Genomic DNA, 22,097 nt, shown 5'->3' on the forward strand with positions numbered 1-22,097 from the left:
GGACAACTTCTTTTGATATCATGCTGATAGAGTGATGCGAGATATACAATATATAGAGTGCATGACTGCCGTATGAATACCAAGAAAACTTAAAAATATTAAAAACGTGGTACTGGATATTTGTTATTTATCATTATTAGGAGAATCAACAATGACGCGTAAATCTATTATGAAGCCGATGTTGCTAGCCGCTTTATTAACAACTTCTACGGTTGGTCTCAGCGGCTGTGGCTACAACAACCTGCAAGCACAAGATGAGCAGGTCACTGCTTCATGGTCAGAAGTGGTTAATCAGTATCAGCGCCGTTCTGATCTGGTGCCAAACTTAGTCAAAGTCGTACAGCAGTATGCCGAGCAAGAGCAAGAGGTATTTACCCAAGTGGCAGAAGCTCGCTCACGTGCGGGCGGTATCACGGTGACGCCAGAAGTGCTTAATGATCCAGAAGCGATGGAGCGTTATGCAGCAGCGCAAGAGCAGATGACAGGTGCATTGTCACGTTTGATGGCAGTATCTGAGCGTTATCCAGATCTAAAATCAGATGCACTGTTTCAGGACCTGCAAGCGCAGTTAGAAGGTACTGAGAACCGTATTGCTGTGGCTCGTAACCGTTATATACAAGAAGTGCAGGGATACAATACAACGGTGCGTCAGTTCCCAACCAATATCACTGCAAAAGTATTTGGGATGGATACTAAGCCCAACTTTAGTGTGGCCAATGAAGAGGCTATTTCAACCGCACCAAGTGTTGATTTTGGCGACTCTACAGAAAAGTCTGCTGAATAAAATTTAGAATGAACGTGACGACAGAGCAGCATAGGCAGCTCTGTTCATTTAGCTAATGGTTCAATGATGATTAGTTAGAGTCTATCAATTGGTAAAGATGTTATCTGAGGTGGTATAGATTAGATGAATAATTCAAAAACAATCTTATCAGCATTACTGTTTACGTTAGGTGTCGTCAGCGTGCCTGCATTGCACGCTGCACCCAATGATACAACGGTGGCGACAGATAGCACCTCGAATCTGCAAAACCGTAGTGTCGAAGAGTTGGTGGCCGTTGCTAAAGCAGGCGAGTCTAACGAAGCAATCAATGATGCTGTATTAAATAACGATGCTATCAATGAAGCGGTGCTCGGCAACGACGCTATCAATCAAAACGCAGATAACCAAAGCGCAGCAAATGGTACTGCCAATGCTCAAACCGATCAGCCACCAGTACGCTCCAGTGCCGAGGGTGTTGACGCTGATAAGTTGATACTCAATGAACCAGTCGTTGATCAGGCTAATATCCTAAATCCCCAAGAGAAGCTACGTCTAGAGGCTCAGCTTCGAAGTATTTATCAGCAAGGCTTAGCACAAGCAGCGGTGGTTATCGTACCAACTACCAATGGCGTACCAATATTTGATTATGCCTTGCAAGTTGCTGAGAAGTGGGAACTGGGTGATGAAGCTATCGATGACGGTCTGCTAATTGTGGTCGCTGTCAATGACCGTGATATGTATATCCTAACGGGTTACGGGCTAGAAGGGGTGTTGCCAGATGCTGCGCTCAACCGTATCATTCGTGAAGATATCACGCCGCTATTTAAACAAAATGACTATGGTGCGGGGATAATTGCTGGTGTCGATGCACTCAAAACGCGCCTAACGGCTGATCCTGAGGTCTTGGCTCGTGCTGATGAGCAAGCTGCAGAGCGCACTGCTCAACAAGGCTCAAATGAGCTACCATCACCTACTTTCTTATTTATTATGGCATTGGTATTTGGTGGTGTTATTACCAGTATCTTTGGGCGCGTGTTTGGTTCTACTATAACCGCTGGTGGTTTTTTTGTGGGATCATTAGCCTTGGGTGGCAGCTTCATTATGACATCTATTATGACGATATTTATATGGCTGTTTTTGATATTTGCTAGTGGTGGCGGTGGAAAAGGCGGCGGCGGTAAAGGTGGGCGCAGAGGCGGCATAATTTTCTTACCCGGTATGGGCGGTGGCAGTGGAGGCGGCTTTGGCGGTGGTGGTTTCGGAGGCGGCGGCTTTGGCGGTGGCGGCGGTGGTTTCGGCGGCGGCGGTGCAGGTGGCTCGTGGTAAGTATTCCACATACGCAAACAAAATAAACTCTACATAACCATCGAAAACGACGTACTTGAGGAAATAATATAATGGTAGAAGACAACGCTTCAAACCCCAGTTTTGCCCGCTGGTGGCGCCAAGTTTTGTTCGTCCCTTTATTACATAGTAAGTGGCTAACAACAGAATCCAAGGCGCGTCTAACAGATGCTGTGACACGAGCCGAACGTGGGCATCGTGGTGAGGTGTTCTTGATTGTAGAAAACCATCTGCCTATCCAAGAGGCCTATCGCATGAACTGCCGTGAGCGTGCGATTGATTTGTTTAGCGAATATCGCGTCTGGGACACGGAAGAAAATACGGGCGTCTTGATCTATGTCAATGTATGCGAGCGTAAACTAGAGATTGTCGCAGACCGAGGTATCAGCGCTCACGTGAGTCCAACGGTATGGAATGCAATGTGTGAAAAGGCGGTATCTGGTATTGCTACCCAAAAGACAGAAGAGAGTTTGGCTGAACTGCTGGATGAAGTGGGGCAAGTACTACGTCAGTATTATCACCTAGAGCATGATCCAGAAGGCAATGAGCTGTCCGATACAGTGGTATTTCTAAAGTAGTGTGTGTCTGGTGTGGTTTTATTAAGACGCTTACTTTTATAAACAGGTTATCTATACGGTCAAAGGGTTTTGTTTTAGGCAATATACTTTTAGTGTTAAAATAATGGTTCTGGGACAGATAGTGCCTTGTATATGCATGGTTTGATTATCTTACTTTGCAACATTTACGATGGCTCGTCCCGATAACGCCATTATTGGAATACTATGATTGAGTTAATAAAGAAACTACCGAAAGCTGAACTTCATCTACATATTGAAGGTTCGCTAGAGCCTGAGCTGATGTTTAGATTGGCCAAAAAGAACAACGTAGAGATACCTTACAAAGATATCGAAGATGTACGCAGTGCTTATAACTTCACCAATCTACAGACCTTTTTAGATATCTATTATGCGGGCGCAAACGTTCTGCTCACAAAAGATGATTTTTATGATTTGACGTGGGAGTATATTCTTAAATGTGTCGAAGACAATGTCATCCATACAGAGATATTCTTTGATCCGCAAACGCATACCGAACGCGGCGTGCCTTTTGAAGCGGTCATTACAGGTATCAAAGAAGCGCTCGCAGATGCCAAAGCAAAATACGGTATCACGTCATGCATCATCATGTGTTTCTTGCGTCATTTATCGCAAGAAGAAGCGTTTGAAACGTTAGAGCAAGCGCTGGATTATAAAGAAGACATTATCGGTGTTGGTCTTGATTCATCAGAGTTGGGTAACCCACCATCGAAATTTAAAGAAGTCTTCCACAAAGCCAAAGAAGAAGGCTTTAAGTTGGTCGCTCATGCAGGCGAAGAAGCGGACTTTTCATATATCTACGAAGCGCTAGATTTACTGAATATCAATAGAATCGATCATGGTGTGCAGTCTATAAAAAGCCCAGAGTTGATGCAAAGACTCAAAGATGAGCAAATGCCATTGACCGTTTGCCCGAACTCTAATATCGAACTACGAGTTTTTGATAATTACAAAGAGCATAATATCAAAGAGCTTTTGGATTATGGGCTGAATATCAGCGTTAACTCAGACGACCCAGCTTATTTCAAAGGGTATGTGAATCAGAACTTCATCAATCTATATGAGAATCTACCGATTACGGAAGATGATGTTATCACGTTGGTAAAAAACTCGTTTAAATCGGCATTTATCAGTGATGAGTTAAAAGAAGCTTACTTAGCGAGAGTTGATCTTGCATTGAAATAACTTTCACGAGTTTATTATTAGTAGCAAGGGCTTAATGATTTATATAAATCGTTAAGCCTTTTTTATTGTCTATCACTCATTCATTCAGCAATATCTATAAGTAGTAGCAATTATAAAGCCGTAATCTCTGTTATAAGCAGTGGCAAAACGATTCCTGCTTTTTCTGCTAATGTGATATCGACGATAGTATTTGGCGTTGGGTCAGGGTTTATCTCAATAACTTGCGCGCCATTTTGTTTGGCTAGTTGTGCCAATCCAGCAGCAGGATAAACCAAGCTTGAGGTACCGATACTGATAAATACTTCACAATTAGCCGCAGTATCTTCGGCAGTCTGCCATGCCTGTACAGGTAGAGCTTCGCCGAACCAAACAATATCTGGTCTAATATAACCGTCGCAATGCGGACAGCTAAGCAGTGTTTTGTCAAAGCTCATGGTGCCTTGATTATTGTACGATGCTCTCGATTGATCTTGATAGGGTATCTCACACTGACCACAGCGATTGCGCCACAGATGACCATGCAGGTGAGTCACTGCGCTACCAGCTTGCTCGTGCAAATCATCGACATTTTGGGTGATAAGTGTCACCTGCTGATCAGAGGTTTGCGCATGATACTGCCATTGGGCCAACGCATGATGGGCAGGATTTGGTGCTTTGTCTGCGACCATTTGCCGACGCCATTGATACCATGACCACACCAACTTTGGATCACGAGTAAACGCTTCAGGAGTGGCTAGGTCTTCGACACCGTAATTCTCCCACAGTCCTGTTTGCTTATCTCGAAACGTTGGGATGCCGCTTTCTGCTGAAATACCAGCCCCAGTCAAAATGCAAATACGCTGTTTCGATGCCAGTAGTTGGGCTGCAAGTTTTACTTCTGCTATTAACGCTGGTGATAATTCTGCTAACATGAGCCAACCCTTGCTAATAATGGATATTTTTACTTATGATAGACGGAATTTGGTGGCTTGTCATATTGTTCGCTGTCATCGCAGCTTTATGGTTCGTGGCAAAATCGCGCGGCGCAAAAGCAGGCGAAAAGCATGGCGGCATAAAATCAAAGAATGCAACACCGAATGATGCGCTGCAAAAAACATCAGCGATATTAAAACAGCATTTTGCTGATTATCGAGTCACACGTAAGGCAAATCATTTGCTCGTTAGCAAACAAGATAAAAAAATTGCGATGATTACGATTGATAAAAAGATTGCTGAGGGTCAGCGCCGTTTGGGTGATATGCCAGTGATTAATTATCACCGTATACCTAGCCGTGCTCAATTGACTGCCAATTTACAAGATGCAGAGTAATTTTGCTATATAGTCAATCCTCTATAAATTGGCTACGGTGTCAGTCTCGCTCAGTCTACTACTTATAGTACTTTCACTCGGCTTCCTTGTATCCAAATTATACTGAATCGACTATAGGTGAGAGCATTAAAAGTATACAAGCACAGAAAAACCGCAAACATTTTGATATGTAGGTTTGATGAGTATAGACAGTTTATTTAGGGTAGTGCTAAGGAAGTGATAGAGCAAGGTTGGAACATAATGATTGGTGCGCTCGGCGGGAATCGAACCCACGACCCTCGGCTTCGGAGACCGATACTCTATCCAACTGAGCTACGAGCGCATATGATAACGATATGTCTGACTGTCACGCTTAGATGCGCATGATAATTAGCATAAGGTGTCTAGAAATAAAGACCGCTTAGTCTAACAAATAAAAAGCATAAAGCCAATAAATGACAGTCGCGATTGAGGTTTTTTAAGAAAAAACAGTCAAGTCATTAAACAAGCATGGCAATTTACCTGCCTTTTCCCTTATAATGTTGGGGAGAATTCATATTTATAATCACCGATTGCAAGTGCGCTGGCACGCGGGATGGCTGTCTGCTATTGAAGACTTAGAGGTCGTCAAAGGAGGACAGACAGAATGTCCGAGCCGTGCTAGTCCTTGTATACGTAATAAGAGAACGTGACGAATGAGAAAAGTAGTTATGTTATCGGCAGCTGCCATTCTAGGAATCGCTAGTATCGCGGTGAGCCAAGCTGAAGATGTTGTAGACACTCCTGTAACTGCGTCAGACGTAGCAGAAGGCCAAGAGGTCGTAGAAGCTGCTCCTGAAACGCTAGGTGACGATACCCAAGCTGCTGCAGATACGACAGATGGTGCTGCGTCCACTGATGAAGCCGCTCCAGCAGAAGGTGAAGAAACTGCCGCTGCAGCGCCTGCCGCTGATGAAGAGCCAATTCCACAAGATACGCCGCAAGTACAGAAGCTAATTGCTTTGTATCCTAATCTGATTGCGCGTATCCAGCCTGTTGCTAATATCTGTTTTGAAGACGGTGAAGCTTGTGACGTAACGGCACGCTCATCTGGCCCAGCTGCTGGCGACGGTCCTCGTGACGGTAAAGCGGTATATAACGCCGTATGCCATACTTGTCATACAGCAGGCCTGCTAGGCTCTCCTATCTTTGGTGATGCTGGCGCTTGGGGGCCACGTATCGCAAAAGGTAAAGATACGCTATATACCCATGCTATCAATGGTTTCAATGCGATGCCTGCCAAAGGTGGTGCGGATATTCCTGATGAAGAAGTTCAAAATGCCGTAGATTATATGGTCGCAGAAGCAAGCTAATCTTTAATGATTACCTTCCAAGCTTTTACGATAATTATCTATAAAGCGCCTATTTCAGTGATGAGATAGGCGCTTTTTCATGATGAGTATTATTAATATGGTACTTCGAATATAAGGCAGTTGAAATTCGCCATTAGTAGCCTCATTTTATGAGATTAATTCGTTTATTACCGTACATTGTCACCTTTAGATAGTAGAGTGTGTTGAACATTCTTATATGGCTTCTGCCTATATGATAGTCGAATGTTCAACACGGCCTATTATTCTAAAATCGCATTTTGTATAAATTGATAACAAATAAAGAGGTCTTCATGTCTGATGCACCAGCACTCTCCATAAAAAACCTATCCAAAACCTACGACAATGGGTTTTCGGCATTGAAAGGGGTTGATTTAACGGTACCACAAGGTGGATTCTTTGCGTTACTTGGGCCAAATGGCGCAGGTAAATCTACCATGATTGGCATTATCAGCTCATTGTTTAAGCCAACCACTGGTAGCGTCCATATTTTCGGTACAGACTTATTAGAGAACCCTTCGATTGCCAAGCAATACCTTGGTGTTGTACCGCAAGAATTTAACTTTAATATGTTCGAAAAAGTCGAAGATATCTTGATTACGCAAGCGGGTTATTTCGGTATTCCGGCAAAAGAAGCCAAACCACGCGCAAAGAGACTATTAACCGCGCTAGGACTATGGGATAAACGCGACAGTAAATCACGTGAACTATCTGGTGGTATGAAACGCCGCTTGATGATTGCCCGTGCCTTAATTCACAAACCAAAACTATTGATTCTAGATGAGCCAACGGCGGGTGTCGATATCGAGCTTCGCCGCTCGATGTGGGAGTTTATGCAGCAGATTAATATCGAAGAAAACACCACTATTATTCTGACGACTCATTATCTCGAAGAAGCTGAACAATTATGTAAACGCATTGCGATCTTGGATCATGGTGAGATTCGAATCAATACAGAAATGAAGGAGCTACTGGCGCAGTTGTCGGTAGAGACGTTTGTATTTGATTTGGATACGCCGCTCACTGAGCAGTTGGCTTTGACGGGAGTGACAGGGGTCTCGCAGCCAGATGAGCAAACGCTAGAAGTTACCTTGACAGAAGGTGAGTCACTAAACGGTGTCTTTGATCAGTTGTCTGATAAAGGTATCAGTGTGGCGAGTATGCGCAATAAAGCTAACCGACTAGAAGAGTTGTTTATGCGCTTAGTAGACAAAAATATTCAGAGTGCAGATAGCATGAAGGAGGCGGGATTATGAGTCAGGAACTAATCGATCATAATAAAACAATGTCATTAAGTAAGAAGTGGATTGCGTTTCGTACTATTTGGTTCAAAGAAGTGCGCCGTATTTTACGTATCTGGCCGCAGACATTACTACCACCAGTTATCACAATGAGTCTGTATTTTGTCATCTTCGGTAAAATGATTGGCTCGCGCGTGGGTGAGATGGGCGGCGTACCTTATATGCAGTTTATCGTGCCTGGTTTGATCATGATGTCGATCATTACCAACAGTTACTCTAACGTCGTCTCAAGCTTCTTTAGTGCCAAGTTCACGTCTAGTATCGAAGAGCTTTTGGTCTCGCCAGTATCCAAGCATGCTATTTTGATGGGTTATATCAGTGGTGGTATCTTCCGTGGACTGGCTATCGGTGTGATTGTCTCGATAGTGGCGCTGTTCTTTACCGATCTTGGTATCGAGCATTTATTTGTGACTGTATTTACGGTACTTGGCACGTCTATCTTGTTTTCATTAGGCGGCTTTATCAATGCGGTATTTGCACGCTCATTTGATGATATCTCTATCATCCCAAGCTTTGTATTGACGCCATTGACCTATCTTGGCGGTGTGTTTTATTCGATGGAGAATTTATCGCCATTTTGGCAGAATATCTCACTACTGAACCCTATCGTCTATATGGTCAACTCATTCCGTTACGGTATTCTTGGATATTCTGATGTCAACGTTTGGTATTCGATGGCGGCGATTTTTGTATTTTGTGCAATATTTTATACCATTGCTTATCGCTTGCTCAGTAACGGTTCACGTGTACGTTTGTAGTGTGTATTATTCGCTAAGCATATTATTTAGAGTAAATTTTAAACGGTTTAATATTAGGAAGACAGATGAGTATTCACGGTATCTTGGGTGAGCAAACCACAGACTATCCAACTGAGTATAGCCCAGAGACGCTATATCCGATTGCGCGTAGCATGGGACGTGATGCGATTGGTTGGCAAGACGATAAACTAACCGTTGGTGTCGATTGGTGGCAAGCTTTTGAAATATCTTGGTTAAATCCGCAAGGTATTTCGCAAGTAGCGATTGCACGCTTTAGTATCCCTGCTAGCTCACCGTTTATCGTAGAATCAAAATCGCTTAAGCTATATTTGAATAGCATTAATTTTACCGAGTTTGCCAGTTGGAATGACGTACAATCATTGATTGCGAAAGACCTGTCAGCTTGCTTGCAAGCAGATGTACAGGTAGCGTTATTTGGTCTAAACGATGATCTAAATGGTGATGAAACAGCGTTATTGATTGCTCAGCCTGAGGGTGTTTGTATTGATGAAGCATTAGCAGATAGCACGGATAAAGTTGCGTTAACGGAACATCCTGATGCATCATTGTTAAGTGCTAGCGAAGAAGTAGAGGCGAGTAGTAAAAGCATGGCAAGTGATGGTACGCAGCCGTATACCTTTTATTCCAATCTACTGCGTAGTAATTGCCCAGTGACTAATCAACCAGATTGGGGTACGTTGGCCGTATCGATTAAGACTGATAAGCCTTTTGATAATGCAAATATGCTGCGCTATATATTGAGCTTCCGTCAGCATAATGGTTTTCATGAGCAGTGTGTTGAGCAGATATTTGCTGATTTAAGCCAATACTATCAGCCAAGCGAGCTAATGGTACGGGCATGGTATACGCGCCGCGGTGGTATCGATATCAATCCATGCCGTGTTAGTGATATACGTTTATTGCCTAAGCCAAGCCGTTTGATCCGCCAGTAAGTTCTTGCTAAAAATACGATGTTCATAAAAATACAATGTTAAATAGTTTTTAAGCCAATAAAAAAGCGCCTATCTCACGTGATGAGATAGGCGCTTTTTGTTATATAGTCTTTACTCGTAAAGCTATTTACCGCTTACTTTTGCCATGACTTCTTCACGGCTCAGCATTTGCTTTTCAGCTTCACGGCGATTGACGTACTCGTACTTGTCTTCAGCTAAGTTACGATCAGAGACGACGATACGATGCGGTATACCAATCAATTCAAGATCAGCAAACTTAACGCCTGGGCGCTCGTTACGATCGTCCAGTAGCACGTTGATGCCTTGAGCTTTTAACTCTTCATACAGGGCGGTTGCCGTCTGCATGACCGTCTCTTCTTTAGATTTCATCGGGATGATGGCGACTTCAAAAGGAGCGATTGAATCATCAACCGTTGGCGTTTTTGGCCACATGATGCCGTTTTCATCATTGTTCTGCTCGATAGCAGCGGCAATGATACGGCTAACGCCAATACCATAACAGCCCATCATCAAGGTAACAGGTTTGCCATCTTCACCAGAAACCGTACAGTTCATCGCTTGTGAGTATTTATCACCCAACTGAAAGATATGACCGACTTCGATACCACGTTTGATTTTCAGGCTGCCTTTACCATCAGGAGACGGGTCGCCTTCTTGTACATTGCGCACATCAACGATGCGAGTAATGCGAGTATCACGTGCCCAGTTCATACCGATAGTATGTTTGTTCACTTCATTGGCACCGCAAACAAAATCTGACAACGCAGCTGCTGAACGATCAACGAATACAGGCATATCTAAATTAACACCGATATAACCTTTATGTAGGCCTGCCGCTTTTAGCTCTTCGTCAGACGCTAACGTCAATGGTACGTTGGCTTCTTCGATTTTCTCAGCCTTGATAGTATTGAGCTGATGATCGCCGCGCAAGACTATAGCAATCAGTTGTGGTTCATCATTCTCAGTATGACCATGAACGATCAAAGTTTTAACCGTCGTTTCTAACGGGATATCCAAGTGTTCAGCAACCATTTTACAGCTGGTCATACCTTCGGTTAGAACGTCTTCACGCTCCATTTTTGGTGGTTGACGCTCAGCGGTGCTGACAGACTCTGCTAGCTCTACGTTGGCTGCATAGTCAGATGAGTCCGAAAACGCAATATCGTCTTCGCCGCTATCTGCCAATACATGGAACTCATGTGAAGCAAAACCACCGATAGAGCCTGTATCTGCTTGTACCGCACGGAAATCTAAGCCCAAGCGGGTAAAGATGCGTGAATAAGCGTCATACATATCATGGTAAGTTTTGGCCAATGAGGCTTGATCCACATGGAAAGAGTAAGCATCTTTCATGGTGAATTCACGGGCGCGCATCACACCGAAGCGTGGACGAATCTCGTCACGGAATTTACCTTGAATCTGAAAGAAGGTAATCGGTAGTTGTTTATAACTACGCAGCTCACCTTGTGCTAGATTGGTGATGACTTCTTCGTGTGTTGGACCAAGTACAAAGTCGCGATCATGACGGTCTTTGAAGCGCAATAGCTCAGGACCATAATCATCAAAACGTCCGGTCGTCTGCCAAAGTTCAGCAGGCTGAGTCATCGGCATTAGCACTTCTTGTGCACCAACGTTTTGCATCTCTTCACGAACAATGCGTTCGACCTTTTGCAAGACACGCAGACCCATAGGCAACCAAATATACAATCCAGAAGCAATCTTGCGGATAAGACCAGCACGCACCATCAATTGGCTTGAGGCGATGTCGGCGTCACTTGGGGTTTCTTTTAGTGTGGCAAATAAAAATTGACTGGCTTTCATAAATAAAGCGTAACCTTATCAACGATAAAAAAATAAGAAATAGTAGGATGTTGAGCGTATGGCTAATCGTTTCATTGCCGCCGCAAGCTTACCTTTATCACTTAGCAATAATCTAGGGTATTTCCTAGTTACCAACCTGCTTATATACAAAGCACATCAGTAAAAACCACTCTCATAAAAGAGAGGCAAATTTGATTTGATGTATCAATATGCCAAAAATGCAATATATTCAGGTCAAAACCCTGATAAATGCTTTAAGACTGACATTTTATTCATACAATCTGACTATGTTAGGTAAAGTTCGCCTAAGACGCAATGACTTTTTGTCTTTTCAGACCGAACGTGACACAAAGGCTTCAATAAGGGATAAATAATTGAGCTATTCATATGATTTTATAGCGAAAGCACTGCTTATTTTAGAGACAGTTTATTAAGATGATTGCGTAGAGGTTTATGCATAAAGTTATGTAGAGGAATGGTAGCTATTACTTGAAGTCGCTGCACAATAGTCGTATTTATAGTTTAAGCATCTGTTTTGGTTTCACAGTAATATTTTTACAATGCTATTAGTCTTATAAAGATGATGCAACATTATAATTATAAAGGTAGCCTCTATGGATAATCCTAATATGAATAACGCTAATGCCACTCAAAAGCCTGCGAAACGTCCTATTGCTAAAATGTCGTGGGTGATATTACTGATCGGTCTAGCAGCGATTGCCTTTGCTATTTATAATGCGCAAAGCAAACCAGAAGAAGCGCCAATAGAAACGATTACTCGCGAAGGGGTGGTTACGCAAATTCAGCAGTTAAATCGCTTACATACCGTCGCATTTAGTGTTGATACGGTGATTACGAGTGAGCGTCCGGGGAGTTGGATGAAGCTGTGGCAAGATGAGCAAAAGGCCTTGTTCATCGCTCATGGTCGCGTAGAGGCAGGCGTTGATCTGAGTGCGTTGACGCCTGAGATGGTACAAGTAGTGCAACCTGCTCAAGCTAATGCAGACGAAGAGCAAGTAGCTAATGCCAACTCACCAGCTGCCACTATGCCGCAAATCAATATTACTTTGCCGCCTACAGAGATATTTTCAGTATATCTAGATGATATCGAGATTTATGACTGGCAGACAGGGGCTTTTGGTATGATGCAAGTCGATCCTGAGATACTGGCACAAGCACAGACTATGGCAAAAAAAGAAGTACTTGAGCGTGCCTGCCGAGGTGATGTCATGAATATGGCACTGCAAAATGCACAAACCCAATTGCAGCAGCTGTTTGCACTCACGGGAGCGGTAGTGACGGTTACCACTCAGGGCGCAGGCGCGTGCCAGTTGCCAGTCACTACCAATGGCTAGTCTGCTAGTTACTTTCTAAAACTAAGCCTCTTTTTTAAACTCAGCAATAGCTAGCTTGCGTGCCGATTTATGCTCAACCATCGGCGCAGGGTAGTCGACATCGGCAAACTTACCACCTTTTGCCAGCTCTTTACGCATCTTGTCTTCGTTGTGCAAGATACTGTTAGGAATATCTTTTAACTCTGGTAGCCAAGTTTTAATAAACAGAGCTTTAGGATCGTGCGTATTGGCTTGGCTAAAGGGGTTCATAATACGGAAGTAGGGCGCTGAGTCAGTACCTGTCGACGCGCTCCATTGCCAGCCACCGTTATTGGAGGCAAAATCCCCATCTATCAGTTGCTGCATAAAGTAGCGCTCACCCAAGCGCCAATCAATCAGCAAGTCTTTGGTCAAAAACATTGCTGTGACCATTCGTAGGCGATTATGCATAAACCCTGTCGCATTTAGGCAACGCATTGCGGCATCGACCAATGGCACGCCTGTTTTTCCAGCGCACCATGTCTCAAAATCATCGTTGTCATATGACCAATTGATCTTAGTGTCAGTCTCTTCTTTATAGGCTTTATGACGGATCAGGTTTGGTTTTTCGACCAGTACATGACGATAAAAGTCTCGCCACGCAAGCTCGCTTATCCAGCGATTGATGTCTTCATTATCACCATCATTGCCGTGTAGCTTCTCTTGTGCTTTGATCGCCTGTAGATAGCAGAATCTAGGACTGATAGAGCCTATGGTGAGGTAAGCCGATAGCTGACTGGTTGCGTGCAAGTGGGGGACATCACGGCTTACATCGTAATCATTGATATCATCATCGACGAATGCTTCTAGACGCTGGCAAGCGGCAGACTCACCTGCAGGATAAGCATCTCTTGCTTGGTCAAGCTGAGCTGTCATATCGATATGTTGCAAGGAGTCGTTCTTCTCTAATGTCTGCTGATAGTCACTGAGCATTTTTTCACTTAGTGCTTCGATATCGTCGATTGTATTGGCAAACGTTTGCGATGATGGTAGTTTGATTTTATAATCGCTATCCACTGCGGGTGCTTCATGCATTTGAATGCTGCTGACGTCCAACGTATGTCGCCATTTTTTATAAAATGGGGTGAAGACCTTATACATACTATCGCCATCATTGGTCGTGATGCTTTGCGGTGGCAAAATGCATTGGTCATGCCAGCGGACAAACTCGATATCGTCTTTTGCAAGTTGTTTACTTAATTGTTCATCACGATCAATCTCATTGCCCTCGTACTCGTGATTGGTCATGACGCAGCTTACTTCATTATCATTGCATAAAGTCGTGAGCGCCTCTATACAGTCAGCAAAGCCTGAGCAGAGCTGTACTGTTAAAGTGATGTTCAGTTGCGATTGCAAATCCTTTGCTAAAATAGGTAGCGTGCGAGCAATGTGATCAACTTGTACAAGAGACGTATCGTGCGCTTGCCACTGCTCAGGGGTTAAAAAGTATACGGCAGACACTGAAGCGTTGTCTTCCTTTGCACGTTCACAAAGCGCTGCTAAAGCAGTATTGTCATGAATGCGTAGGTCACGACGAAACCACATCAAGTAATGCGGTGGATTTTTGCTAGTAACATTGTCGTCAGTATCAGTAGCGGCTGTCTGTGCAGTCTTAGACATCAAAGTATCCCTATATTAATCAATCGCAATCATAAACAAAACTAAGGATAAAAGTATGCTAGGATAAGTTTTTGGATGCAATGGCTTTGCCGTTTGGTTAACAAAACCTCATCACATCTAACGATTTATCTTTAGCTTGAAACTATCTGATGCCGCTATAATCGGTTTCATATTCAGTACCATGAAACGCAAGGTCACAAAATGCACGTTAAGTTTTGCGGGTTTACTCAGCTTAGTGATATACAGACTGCAGCACAGTTAGGTGCAGATGCAGTGGGTTTGGTGTTTTATCCACCAAGTCCACGTGCGGTCACGATAGAGCAGGCGCAAACCCTGAGCGCTGCCGTACCTGCTTTTGTCAGTGTGGTGGCATTGGTAGTTAATATGCCTGAAGATGAGCTGATTAAGTTAGCAAACAACGTCTCTTTTGATATTATTCAGTTCCATGGTGATGAAACGCCTGAGCAATGCCAACAGCTGGCAGGTATGGTCAATAAACGCTGGATCAAAGCATTACGTATCAATACAGAGCAAGACACCCTCGATAGCGTTCGTGCCCAAATTAATAGATTTGCGACTGCAGGTGCCAGTAGTATTTTGCTGGATGCTTATCATCAAGATGCATACGGCGGTACAGGGCAGCGTTTTGACTGGAGTCTCATTCCACATGACAGCGCACTACCGATCGTTTTGGCTGGTGGACTCGATGCCGATAATGTTGCCGCTACATTAGATTTGCCGATTTATGGCGCCGATGTGAGTGGTGGTATTGAGGTTGATAAAGGTAAAAAAGACGCTGCCAAAATGCGTGCCTTTATGAAAGCGGTCAAGCGCGATCGATGGCAAAACGCTACGGTCACTGGCGCCATCTAAATGGGTTTGTATCAAGCTATTTGCGATACGTAATCTGCTTAGTTGATCGTTATTCCGATTTTTCTGCTTAAATCTGATTAGATTATTATCCTTTTTATTATTTTCTCTCTATTTATCTAAAGTTATCTAAAAAATACCACTTATTACAGTAGGAATTATCATGAGTCATGTCGCGAACAAAGATTTATCTGCTACCGCACAATCGGTTAATACTTTTACCAATCCTGAAAATGTACAGGACTTTAACCAGTATCCTGATGCGCGCGGTCATTTTGGTGTGCATGGGGGGCGTTTCGTCTCTGAGACGCTAATGGCTGCTCTAGAAGAGCTAGAAACGCTTTATACCAAAGTAAAAGCAGACCCAGCATTCTGGGAAGAGTATCACAATGATTTGGTCAATTATGTCGGTCGTCCAACGCCACTGTATCATGCTAAGCGTTTGAGCGATGAGATTGGCGGTGCGCAAATTTACTTCAAACGTGAAGATCTAAACCATACAGGCGCGCATAAAGTAAATAACACCATTGGTCAGGCATTGCTTGCCAAGATGTGCGGCAAAAAACGTATCATCGCTGAGACTGGTGCAGGACAGCATGGCGTAGCGACGGCAACAATTGCGGCACGCTTAGGTCTAGAATGTATCGTCTATATGGGTGCTGACGATGTCGAGCGTCAAAAAATGAACGTCTATCGTATGCGCTTGCTTGGTGCGACAGTTGTGCCTGTCACTTCTGGCTCACGCACGCTCAAAGACGCAATGAACGAAGCCATGCGTGACTGGGTGACCAATGTCGATAGCACCTATTACATTATCGGTACTGTGGCAGGCCCGCATCCTTACCCGCTATTGGTTCGTGATTTCCAAGCGATTATCGGTAAAGAAGCACGCATTCAGCATCTAGAAAAAACAGGCAAAATGCCTGATGCATTGGTTGCCTGTGTCGGTGGCGGCTCAAACGCTATTGGTTTGTTCTTTGACTTCTTGAACGATACTGAAGTTAAGATGTATGGCGTCGAGGCAACAGGCGATGGTATCGAGTCAGGTCGTCACTCAGCACCGTTGGCGGCTGGTCGTATCGGCGTGCTACATGGTAACCGTACTTACCTAATGGCAGATGATGATGGCCAGATTCAAGAGACGCATTCTATCTCAGCGGGTCTTGACTATCCTGGTGTCGGTCCAGAGCATAGCTTCCTAAAAGACATGAAGCGTGTTGAGTATGTTGGTTGTACGGACAAAGAAGCGTTAGAAGGCTTCCATGAAGCAACGCGCAAAGAAGGCATCATTCCTGCGCTTGAAACTGCTCATGCTGTCGCTTATGCATTGAAACTGGCTAAAACCATGACGCCTGATCAGACGATTATCGTTAATATGTCAGGACGCGGTGACAAGGATCTGCATTCAGTGATGAAAGCAGAAGGGATTGAGTTGTAGTAACGAATATCTTTATAAGTTATCAAATTTATAAGTTACTAGATTCTTCTTTATAAGAAAAATTGTTTGACCTTTTATTGTTCAATATACATGATTAGACAAAAGGTCAAACAAGCCAGTTTATAACAATTAAGAGACCACTATGACCAGAATTGAAAGTACCTTTGAAACCTTAAAATCACAAAATAAAAAAGCCTTGATTCCTTATGTAATGGCAGGCGATCCTAATCCGACCACCACCGTAGGCCTATTGCATGACTTAGTGAAACACGGCGCCGATATGATCGAAGTCGGTTTACCATTCTCTGATCCAATGGCAGATGGTCCAACTGTAGCGTTGGCTGGCGAGCGTGCATTAGCAGCAGGTACGAGTACTCGTGATGCACTAAAAATGGTCGCAGAATTCCGTCAAACAGATACGCAAACGCCAATTATCCTAATGGGCTATCTTAATCCTGTTGAAATCATCGGCTATGACAACTTTGTCGCGCTATGTGAGCAGTCAGGCGTTGATGGTTTATTGATGGTAGATTTGCCACCAGCAGAAGCGGGTAGCTTCACTCAGCATTTGACAGATCATTCGATGAATGAGATTTTCTTGCTATCGCCCACGACGTTGCCTGAGCGCCGTGAGCAAGTATTGACTCATTGTGGCGGCTATATTTATTATGTATCACTAAAAGGTGTGACTGGTTCAGCCACGCTAGATACTGACGATGTAGCAACTCAAGTTCAAGCAATCAAAGCAGAAACAGACCTACCAGTATGCGTCGGCTTCGGTATCCGTGATGGAGCTTCTGCAAAAGCGATCGGTATTCATGCAGATGGCGTTATCGTCGGTAGTGCCTTGGTACAGAACTTTGCCGATATTGATGCCAACGATACTGCTGCGGTTGTAAATGCACAGCAAAACATCATGGCAAAAATGGATGAGCTACGTGAAGCGTTAGATAGCTTAAGCGCTTAATAGCTATTGCTTTCATATTGTTGTTACTTGAAGAGATAGTTATTTGAAGAAGTAGTTATTTGAAATGGCAAAGTCAAATCGAAGCTATTGTTTACCTAAGACTTTACTTAAAAGCTTTACGTGAAGACAATACTAAATGACTTTGCTAAAATTAGTTTACGAGTGTAAACTAACATCACTATTATATGGTGTCTGATAGTGGTAGTTTGTGAGTCATTTTGATTGGCAAATACATTATCTATCAACAAGCGCATAATCAAATGACCGACATACGAGATTTATTTATCAGTATGTCGCATGACTGCTCATGTTATGACTGTATTAGACGCTTTGTTTAGACAACCATTAAACTCTCAATGACAAGCGAATGAGCAAACTTGTCAATAAGCCTTTTATGATGGCAAATAATATGACTGATACAATAACAAAACCCGATAACAATACTGCTAAAGCCGCGCCAAACAGCAATACGGATAGGCAGTCATGGTTTAACCGTCCTATACCAGGTATCAAGCAGCATTTGACTGCACCACTGTCTGCGGTAGAGACTGAACCGTCAACTAAGTGTAGTAATTGTCATTCGATGATTACCAACACGGCGCTAATTTTTAACTGTTATGTTTGCCCGCATTGTGATCATCATTTACCGATGAGTGCTCGTGAACGCTTGAACTGGTTACTTGATCAAGTAGACGGTGAGACAGGACAGGAGTTTACGGCAAAAGATCCATTGAGCTTTGTGGATAGTAAGCCATATCCTGCGCGTATGAGTGAAGCACAAGAAAAAACAGGTGAGACTGAGGCGTTGGTTGCTATGTATGGCAAACTGCGTAACCTTGATATCGTCGCCTGTGCTTTCGATTTCCGCTTTATGGGTGGGTCAATGGGTTCAGTCGTTGGTGATCGTTTCGTTCAAGCAGCTGAAAAAGCGCTAGAGCAAAAAGTACCTTTGGTTTGCTTTGCTGCTTCTGGCGGTGCACGTATGCAAGAAGGCTTATTGTCATTGATGCAAATGGCTCGCACGGCAGCAGCGATTGAGCGTCTAAGAATCGCTGGGATTCCTTACATTGTAGTATTGACCAATCCTGTGTACGGCGGCGTAACTGCATCACTGGCGATGCTGGGTGATATTCATCTAGCAGAACCAAAAGCGATGATTGGCTTTGCTGGTAAGCGCGTGATTGAGCAGACTGTACGCGAGACGTTAGAAGAGCCATTCCAACGCGCTGAGTTCTTATTAGAGCATGGCGTAGTGGATGAAGTGGTACATCGTCATCAGCTAATCGATACGATCTATCGTCTACTTGCAAAACTATGCCGCGTACCAAATGTAGATGCTCAGTAAAATGAGATGCTCGATAAGGTAAATGACTCAGTATAATGAATCATTTATTGAGTGCATAATGACTTAGCTGCGTGCTAACATCTACTACATATGCAAGACCCCTAATAGCATTTATCGTCATTGCACGGTAAGTGCTATTTTTGGTTTTAGCTAGCACATATATTTCTATCTCTTATTAAATTTTATATAGGTTCTATTCATGTCTGACCTTTTAGCCTCTGACCTTCGCAGCCCCAACACCCATAGTCCTAATGAAAGTGCTAGCTTAACTGAGTGGCTCGATTATATGCAGCAGATTCATGTGTCTGCAATCGATATGGGATTGTCACGTGTATTGCCTGTCGCAGAAGCGTTAGGCGTGGTGCAGTCAGCTAAAGATGACGCTTATGTATTTACTGTAGCAGGTACCAATGGCAAAGGTTCTACAACTGCTGTCATCGCCGAAATGTGTAAAGCCGCAGGGTACAAGACGGCGCTATACCAGTCGCCACATCTTAGTGCCTTCAACGAGCGTGTACGTATCAATGGCGAGATGGTCAGCGACCAGATGCTGATTGAGGCTTTTAGCAAAGTAGAGGCAGCGCGTTTACAGTGTGATTTGACGTTGTCTTTCTTTGAGATGACCACACTGGCAGCGCTATTGATATTCGCTGAGGCAGATTGTGACGTGTGGGTATTAGAAGTAGGATTGGGTGGACGCCTAGATGTGGTCAATATCATTGATCCTGACATGGCAGTTATTACCAATATCGGTATCGATCACATTGACTGGTTGGGTGATAATGTCGAGGATATTGGCCGCGAAAAAGCAGGTATTTTGCGCAAAGGCATTCCTCTGATTTACGGTGCTACTGAGATGCCAGATAGCGTGAAGCAATCCATCGATACCCAGCAGGCAACTTGCTATCAAATAGGACAAGATTTTAGCTACCGCGACATTGATTCAACGACTTGGCAATACAGTAATGCGGCGGTTACCTTGCAGTTACCACGTCCTGCGCTATCGTTAACTAACACGGCCAATGCACTATCAGCAGTATTAGCAAGTCCATTAGATGTGGATATCAATGCTATTGAGCAAGCACTACAAACTGTCAAATTAGCTGGTCGCTTCGATTATCGTGAGAGCCATAGCCGTCATTGGTTATTTGATGTGGCGCATAATGAGCAAGGCGTTGAGTTCTTATTAGCGCAGCTATTACCATTTTGGCAGCAGCATGTAGCCAAGCAAACTAATCAAGATAGCTTAGCGAATATCCCTACACCAAAGATAAAAATGCTATTTTCTATGTTAGGTGATAAAGATATTGATAAGGTGGTACAGCGCTTAACTCAAGCAGGCTTACCGATTAGTGACTGGTTTATCGCTGAGATTGATTACCCTCGTGCTGCGACTACTGAGCAGCTGCAAGGTGTGTTGGTTAAATATATCGATAGCACCAATATATATGAGTTTGATGGTTTGCATACAGCGACCCATGCAGTGATAGAGGCGAGCCAACCGCAAGACCTTATCGTCGTATGCGGTTCGTTTCATACGATTGGGGAAGCATTAATTGCCCTTAGCGTATGATAATTTAAGTTAAAGTAGTGCCTGTTTAATGTTAATCTTAGTCATAGCCTGATAGCAGACAGCATGAAAAATATGCTTTATAATCAAAATGATTTGCCAGACCAGTAGAAGATGGTCGGCACAAATTTTGAACCCTGATGGCATTAACTGACAGTAACTGGCGGTAAGAGATCATGATTAAAGCGATTGGATATACTGCTTTGAGATAGTCGCTGCGCCGCTCAATCAACCTTATTACCAACTAAGAGACGTAAACGGATGAACTTTTCGAGACAAGCCTTATTGGGCATTGGGATGATTATCGGCGGTAGCGTGATGCTATACGCCATGGTGCAACAGATTGGTGATAGCGATCAACCAGAGCCGATGTCAGCGATGGTCGATAAATCAAGCTCGGAGCAAGAGTCTCCGCAGCCGCTCACAACTGATATCGAAACAGAAAAACGTATCCTTGCGCAAAAGCAAAAAGAACGTGCAGCCCGCGTTGCAGAGCAAGAAAAACGTGCAAAAGAGTTTTTGACAGAGCAGGAAGTTGCTGAAGCAGAAGCATTGGCAAAGGCACGTGCTGAGAGCCAGCAATATGTTGACAATAGTGCGCCAGCTACTGATGAAATCAGCAGTACAGAGGCTACAAAAGACGTTACTACAGATCTGACCGTTCAGCCTCGTACGGAGAGTCAGTCTACTACTGATACTACAAAGTCTAGCGAAGCCGAGAAGCAAAAAGCGGCTCAAGAGCAACAAGAAGCCCAAAGGCAAGCGGCTATCAAAGAGCAAGCGGCTGCTAAAAAACTTGCCGAGAGCAAAAAAAAAGCGGAGGCAGAGAAACTAGCCGAAGCAAAAAAGCAGGCGGAAGCCCAAGCAGCGGCTGAGAGAAAAAGAGAAGCAGCTGAAGCGGCTAAAAACGAGCCACCAAAATCGCCTTCTGAATACCAAATTAAGAAAGGTGATGGACTCATCAAACTGGCAAGACAATATAATATGCCTGTAGAAGTATTGGCTCAAGCCAACAACTTATCACCATCGGCAGCGCTACAACTAGGTCAAAGTATCACCATCCCATCGAGCAAACAGGTACAACGTTTAGAACGTGAAGCGGCTGCCGCTGAACAAGCGCGTGAGAAGAAGCGCCAACAAGAAGAAGCGCTAGCGAAGAAATCTGCCGATGCAAAACGTGAAGCGCAGCAAAAATTGAGTGAAGCGCGTAAAGAAGTCAAAGAAACAGACGCTAAAGGTAGCTTTGGAGTGCAAGTAGCGCTAGCAAATGATCAAGCCAAAGCGGATGAATTAGCGAAAAAATTCCGAGCAGCAGGTTATCAAGTCAAGACCAGTGCGACCAGTCGCGGTGTCCGTGTCGTGGTTGGGCCTGAACGTGGTAAAGTCGCAGCATTGGCATTAAAAGATAAAATTAATAGTGACCCTAAAGTAAATACGACCAGCGCTTGGGTACTTTACTGGCGTTAAGCTAGAGTATTGCTAACGGTCTGGATTCGGCTTTTATCTACTTTATA

Annotated in this window: 19 protein-coding genes and 1 tRNA gene; 16 read left to right on the forward strand and 4 right to left on the reverse strand. The window is 43.8% G+C overall.

Annotated elements, in window-relative coordinates:
* Window positions 1–151 precede the first annotated feature (151 nt).
* The 4 genes from I3249_RS05060 (at window position 152) to I3249_RS05075 (ending at window position 3,888) form a co-directional block, all read left to right on the forward strand.
* On the forward strand, window positions 152–784 hold the full coding sequence (locus I3249_RS05060) for a LemA family protein (RefSeq protein ID WP_057758539.1): 633 nt from the start codon (window positions 152–154) through the stop codon (window positions 782–784).
* Between the two features lie 123 nt (window positions 785–907).
* The gene (locus tag I3249_RS05065) at window positions 908–2,089 is read left to right on the forward strand and encodes a TPM domain-containing protein (protein ID WP_238068959.1); all 1,182 of its coding nucleotides are present in this window, start codon (window positions 908–910) and stop codon (window positions 2,087–2,089) included.
* A gap of 71 nt (window positions 2,090–2,160) precedes the next feature.
* Window positions 2,161–2,685 carry a TPM domain-containing protein gene (locus I3249_RS05070; RefSeq protein WP_101204947.1) on the forward strand — a complete coding sequence of 175 codons (525 nt, stop codon included), beginning with the start codon at window positions 2,161–2,163 and terminating at the stop codon, window positions 2,683–2,685.
* Between the two features lie 204 nt (window positions 2,686–2,889).
* Window positions 2,890–3,888 (forward strand): adenosine deaminase, encoded by a 999-nt coding sequence (locus I3249_RS05075; protein ID WP_238068961.1) that lies wholly within the window; start codon window positions 2,890–2,892, stop codon window positions 3,886–3,888.
* Between the two features lie 110 nt (window positions 3,889–3,998).
* On the opposite strand, the gene I3249_RS05080 is transcribed toward I3249_RS05075, so the two are convergent.
* The gene (locus I3249_RS05080; protein ID WP_238068962.1) at window positions 3,999–4,799 is read right to left on the reverse strand and encodes an NAD-dependent deacylase; all 801 of its coding nucleotides are present in this window, start codon (window positions 4,797–4,799) and stop codon (window positions 3,999–4,001) included.
* 35 nt (window positions 4,800–4,834) lie between these two features.
* Between I3249_RS05080 and I3249_RS05085 the strand changes: the two genes are divergently transcribed.
* Entirely contained in the window at window positions 4,835–5,197 is a 363-nt protein-coding gene (locus I3249_RS05085) for a hypothetical protein (RefSeq protein WP_238068964.1), read from the forward strand.
* 245 nt (window positions 5,198–5,442) lie between these two features.
* On the opposite strand, the gene I3249_RS05090 is transcribed toward I3249_RS05085, so the two are convergent.
* Window positions 5,443–5,519, reverse strand: a tRNA-Arg gene (locus I3249_RS05090).
* 352 nt (window positions 5,520–5,871) lie between these two features.
* Here I3249_RS05090 and I3249_RS05095 point away from each other — a divergent pair.
* The 4 genes from I3249_RS05095 to queF all read left to right on the forward strand — a co-directional run bounded on the left by I3249_RS05095 (window position 5,872) and on the right by queF (window position 9,558).
* Window positions 5,872–6,528: a c-type cytochrome gene (locus I3249_RS05095; RefSeq protein WP_057758606.1), complete on the forward strand. Its 657-nt coding sequence runs from the start codon at window positions 5,872–5,874 to the stop codon at window positions 6,526–6,528.
* A gap of 311 nt (window positions 6,529–6,839) precedes the next feature.
* The gene (locus I3249_RS05100) at window positions 6,840–7,802 is read left to right on the forward strand and encodes an ABC transporter ATP-binding protein (protein ID WP_101204942.1); all 963 of its coding nucleotides are present in this window, start codon (window positions 6,840–6,842) and stop codon (window positions 7,800–7,802) included.
* A 29-nt stretch (window positions 7,803–7,831) separates the two neighbouring features.
* Window positions 7,832–8,605, forward strand: coding sequence for an ABC transporter permease (locus I3249_RS05105; RefSeq protein ID WP_057762348.1), 774 nt, complete (start codon window positions 7,832–7,834; stop codon window positions 8,603–8,605).
* Window positions 8,606–8,670: 65 nt separating this feature from the next.
* Entirely contained in the window at window positions 8,671–9,558 is an 888-nt protein-coding gene (queF, locus tag I3249_RS05110; RefSeq protein ID WP_238068965.1) for an NADPH-dependent 7-cyano-7-deazaguanine reductase QueF, read from the forward strand.
* Window positions 9,559–9,681: 123 nt separating this feature from the next.
* On the opposite strand, the gene I3249_RS05115 is transcribed toward queF, so the two are convergent.
* Window positions 9,682–11,400 carry a proline--tRNA ligase gene (locus tag I3249_RS05115; RefSeq protein ID WP_238068967.1) on the reverse strand — a complete coding sequence of 573 codons (1,719 nt, stop codon included), beginning with the start codon at window positions 11,398–11,400 and terminating at the stop codon, window positions 9,682–9,684.
* Between the two features lie 614 nt (window positions 11,401–12,014).
* Here I3249_RS05115 and I3249_RS05120 point away from each other — a divergent pair.
* Window positions 12,015–12,755 carry a DUF4230 domain-containing protein gene (locus I3249_RS05120; RefSeq protein ID WP_238068969.1) on the forward strand — a complete coding sequence of 247 codons (741 nt, stop codon included), beginning with the start codon at window positions 12,015–12,017 and terminating at the stop codon, window positions 12,753–12,755.
* Window positions 12,756–12,776: 21 nt separating this feature from the next.
* Here I3249_RS05120 and I3249_RS05125 read toward each other — a convergent pair whose 3' ends face one another.
* Window positions 12,777–14,393 (reverse strand): FAD-binding domain-containing protein, encoded by a 1,617-nt coding sequence (locus I3249_RS05125; protein WP_238068971.1) that lies wholly within the window; start codon window positions 14,391–14,393, stop codon window positions 12,777–12,779.
* A gap of 171 nt (window positions 14,394–14,564) precedes the next feature.
* Here I3249_RS05125 and I3249_RS05130 point away from each other — a divergent pair, with 171 nt between their 5' ends.
* The 6 genes from I3249_RS05130 to I3249_RS05155 all read left to right on the forward strand — a co-directional run bounded on the left by I3249_RS05130 (window position 14,565) and on the right by I3249_RS05155 (window position 22,050).
* Complete coding sequence (locus I3249_RS05130; RefSeq protein ID WP_346268578.1) at window positions 14,565–15,266, forward strand: phosphoribosylanthranilate isomerase; 702 nt, start codon at window positions 14,565–14,567, stop codon at window positions 15,264–15,266.
* Between the two features lie 160 nt (window positions 15,267–15,426).
* Window positions 15,427–16,701 carry a tryptophan synthase subunit beta gene (gene trpB, locus I3249_RS05135; protein ID WP_238068973.1) on the forward strand — a complete coding sequence of 425 codons (1,275 nt, stop codon included), beginning with the start codon at window positions 15,427–15,429 and terminating at the stop codon, window positions 16,699–16,701.
* A 142-nt stretch (window positions 16,702–16,843) separates the two neighbouring features.
* Window positions 16,844–17,668, forward strand: coding sequence for a tryptophan synthase subunit alpha (trpA, locus tag I3249_RS05140; protein WP_238068974.1), 825 nt, complete (start codon window positions 16,844–16,846; stop codon window positions 17,666–17,668).
* Window positions 17,669–18,065: 397 nt separating this feature from the next.
* A complete protein-coding gene (gene accD, locus I3249_RS05145) occupies window positions 18,066–19,013 on the forward strand; it encodes an acetyl-CoA carboxylase, carboxyltransferase subunit beta (protein WP_201556172.1) in 948 nt (315 codons plus the stop codon).
* A 199-nt stretch (window positions 19,014–19,212) separates the two neighbouring features.
* Window positions 19,213–20,586, forward strand: a complete 1,374-nt coding sequence (gene folC / locus I3249_RS05150; RefSeq protein ID WP_238068975.1) for a bifunctional tetrahydrofolate synthase/dihydrofolate synthase — start codon at window positions 19,213–19,215, stop codon at window positions 20,584–20,586.
* Between the two features lie 258 nt (window positions 20,587–20,844).
* Window positions 20,845–22,050 (forward strand): LysM peptidoglycan-binding domain-containing protein, encoded by a 1,206-nt coding sequence (locus tag I3249_RS05155; RefSeq protein ID WP_238068976.1) that lies wholly within the window; start codon window positions 20,845–20,847, stop codon window positions 22,048–22,050.
* Window positions 22,051–22,097 lie beyond the last annotated feature (47 nt).

The sequence above is a fragment of the Psychrobacter sp. Ps1 genome (genome assembly GCF_022129425.1).
In the GTDB taxonomy this organism is placed as follows: Bacteria; Pseudomonadota; Gammaproteobacteria; order Pseudomonadales; family Moraxellaceae; genus Psychrobacter.

Coding starts and splice junctions, on each gene's coding strand:
- I3249_RS05060 (WP_057758539.1), top strand. CDS start 152: ATGACGCGTAAATCTATTATGAAGCCGATGTTGCTAGCCGCTTTATTA.
- I3249_RS05065 (WP_238068959.1), top strand. CDS start 908: ATGAATAATTCAAAAACAATCTTATCAGCATTACTGTTTACGTTAGGT.
- I3249_RS05070 (WP_101204947.1), top strand. CDS start 2,161: ATGGTAGAAGACAACGCTTCAAACCCCAGTTTTGCCCGCTGGTGGCGC.
- I3249_RS05075 (WP_238068961.1), top strand. CDS start 2,890: ATGATTGAGTTAATAAAGAAACTACCGAAAGCTGAACTTCATCTACAT.
- I3249_RS05080 (WP_238068962.1), bottom strand. CDS start 4,799: ATGTTAGCAGAATTATCACCAGCGTTAATAGCAGAAGTAAAACTTGCA.
- I3249_RS05085 (WP_238068964.1), top strand. CDS start 4,835: ATGATAGACGGAATTTGGTGGCTTGTCATATTGTTCGCTGTCATCGCA.
- I3249_RS05095 (WP_057758606.1), top strand. CDS start 5,872: ATGAGAAAAGTAGTTATGTTATCGGCAGCTGCCATTCTAGGAATCGCT.
- I3249_RS05100 (WP_101204942.1), top strand. CDS start 6,840: ATGTCTGATGCACCAGCACTCTCCATAAAAAACCTATCCAAAACCTAC.
- I3249_RS05105 (WP_057762348.1), top strand. CDS start 7,832: ATGTCATTAAGTAAGAAGTGGATTGCGTTTCGTACTATTTGGTTCAAA.
- queF (WP_238068965.1), top strand. CDS start 8,671: ATGAGTATTCACGGTATCTTGGGTGAGCAAACCACAGACTATCCAACT.
- I3249_RS05115 (WP_238068967.1), bottom strand. CDS start 11,400: ATGAAAGCCAGTCAATTTTTATTTGCCACACTAAAAGAAACCCCAAGT.
- I3249_RS05120 (WP_238068969.1), top strand. CDS start 12,015: ATGGATAATCCTAATATGAATAACGCTAATGCCACTCAAAAGCCTGCG.
- I3249_RS05125 (WP_238068971.1), bottom strand. CDS start 14,393: ATGTCTAAGACTGCACAGACAGCCGCTACTGATACTGACGACAATGTT.
- trpB (WP_238068973.1), top strand. CDS start 15,427: ATGAGTCATGTCGCGAACAAAGATTTATCTGCTACCGCACAATCGGTT.
- trpA (WP_238068974.1), top strand. CDS start 16,844: ATGACCAGAATTGAAAGTACCTTTGAAACCTTAAAATCACAAAATAAA.
- accD (WP_201556172.1), top strand. CDS start 18,066: ATGGCAAATAATATGACTGATACAATAACAAAACCCGATAACAATACT.
- folC (WP_238068975.1), top strand. CDS start 19,213: ATGTCTGACCTTTTAGCCTCTGACCTTCGCAGCCCCAACACCCATAGT.
- I3249_RS05155 (WP_238068976.1), top strand. CDS start 20,845: ATGAACTTTTCGAGACAAGCCTTATTGGGCATTGGGATGATTATCGGC.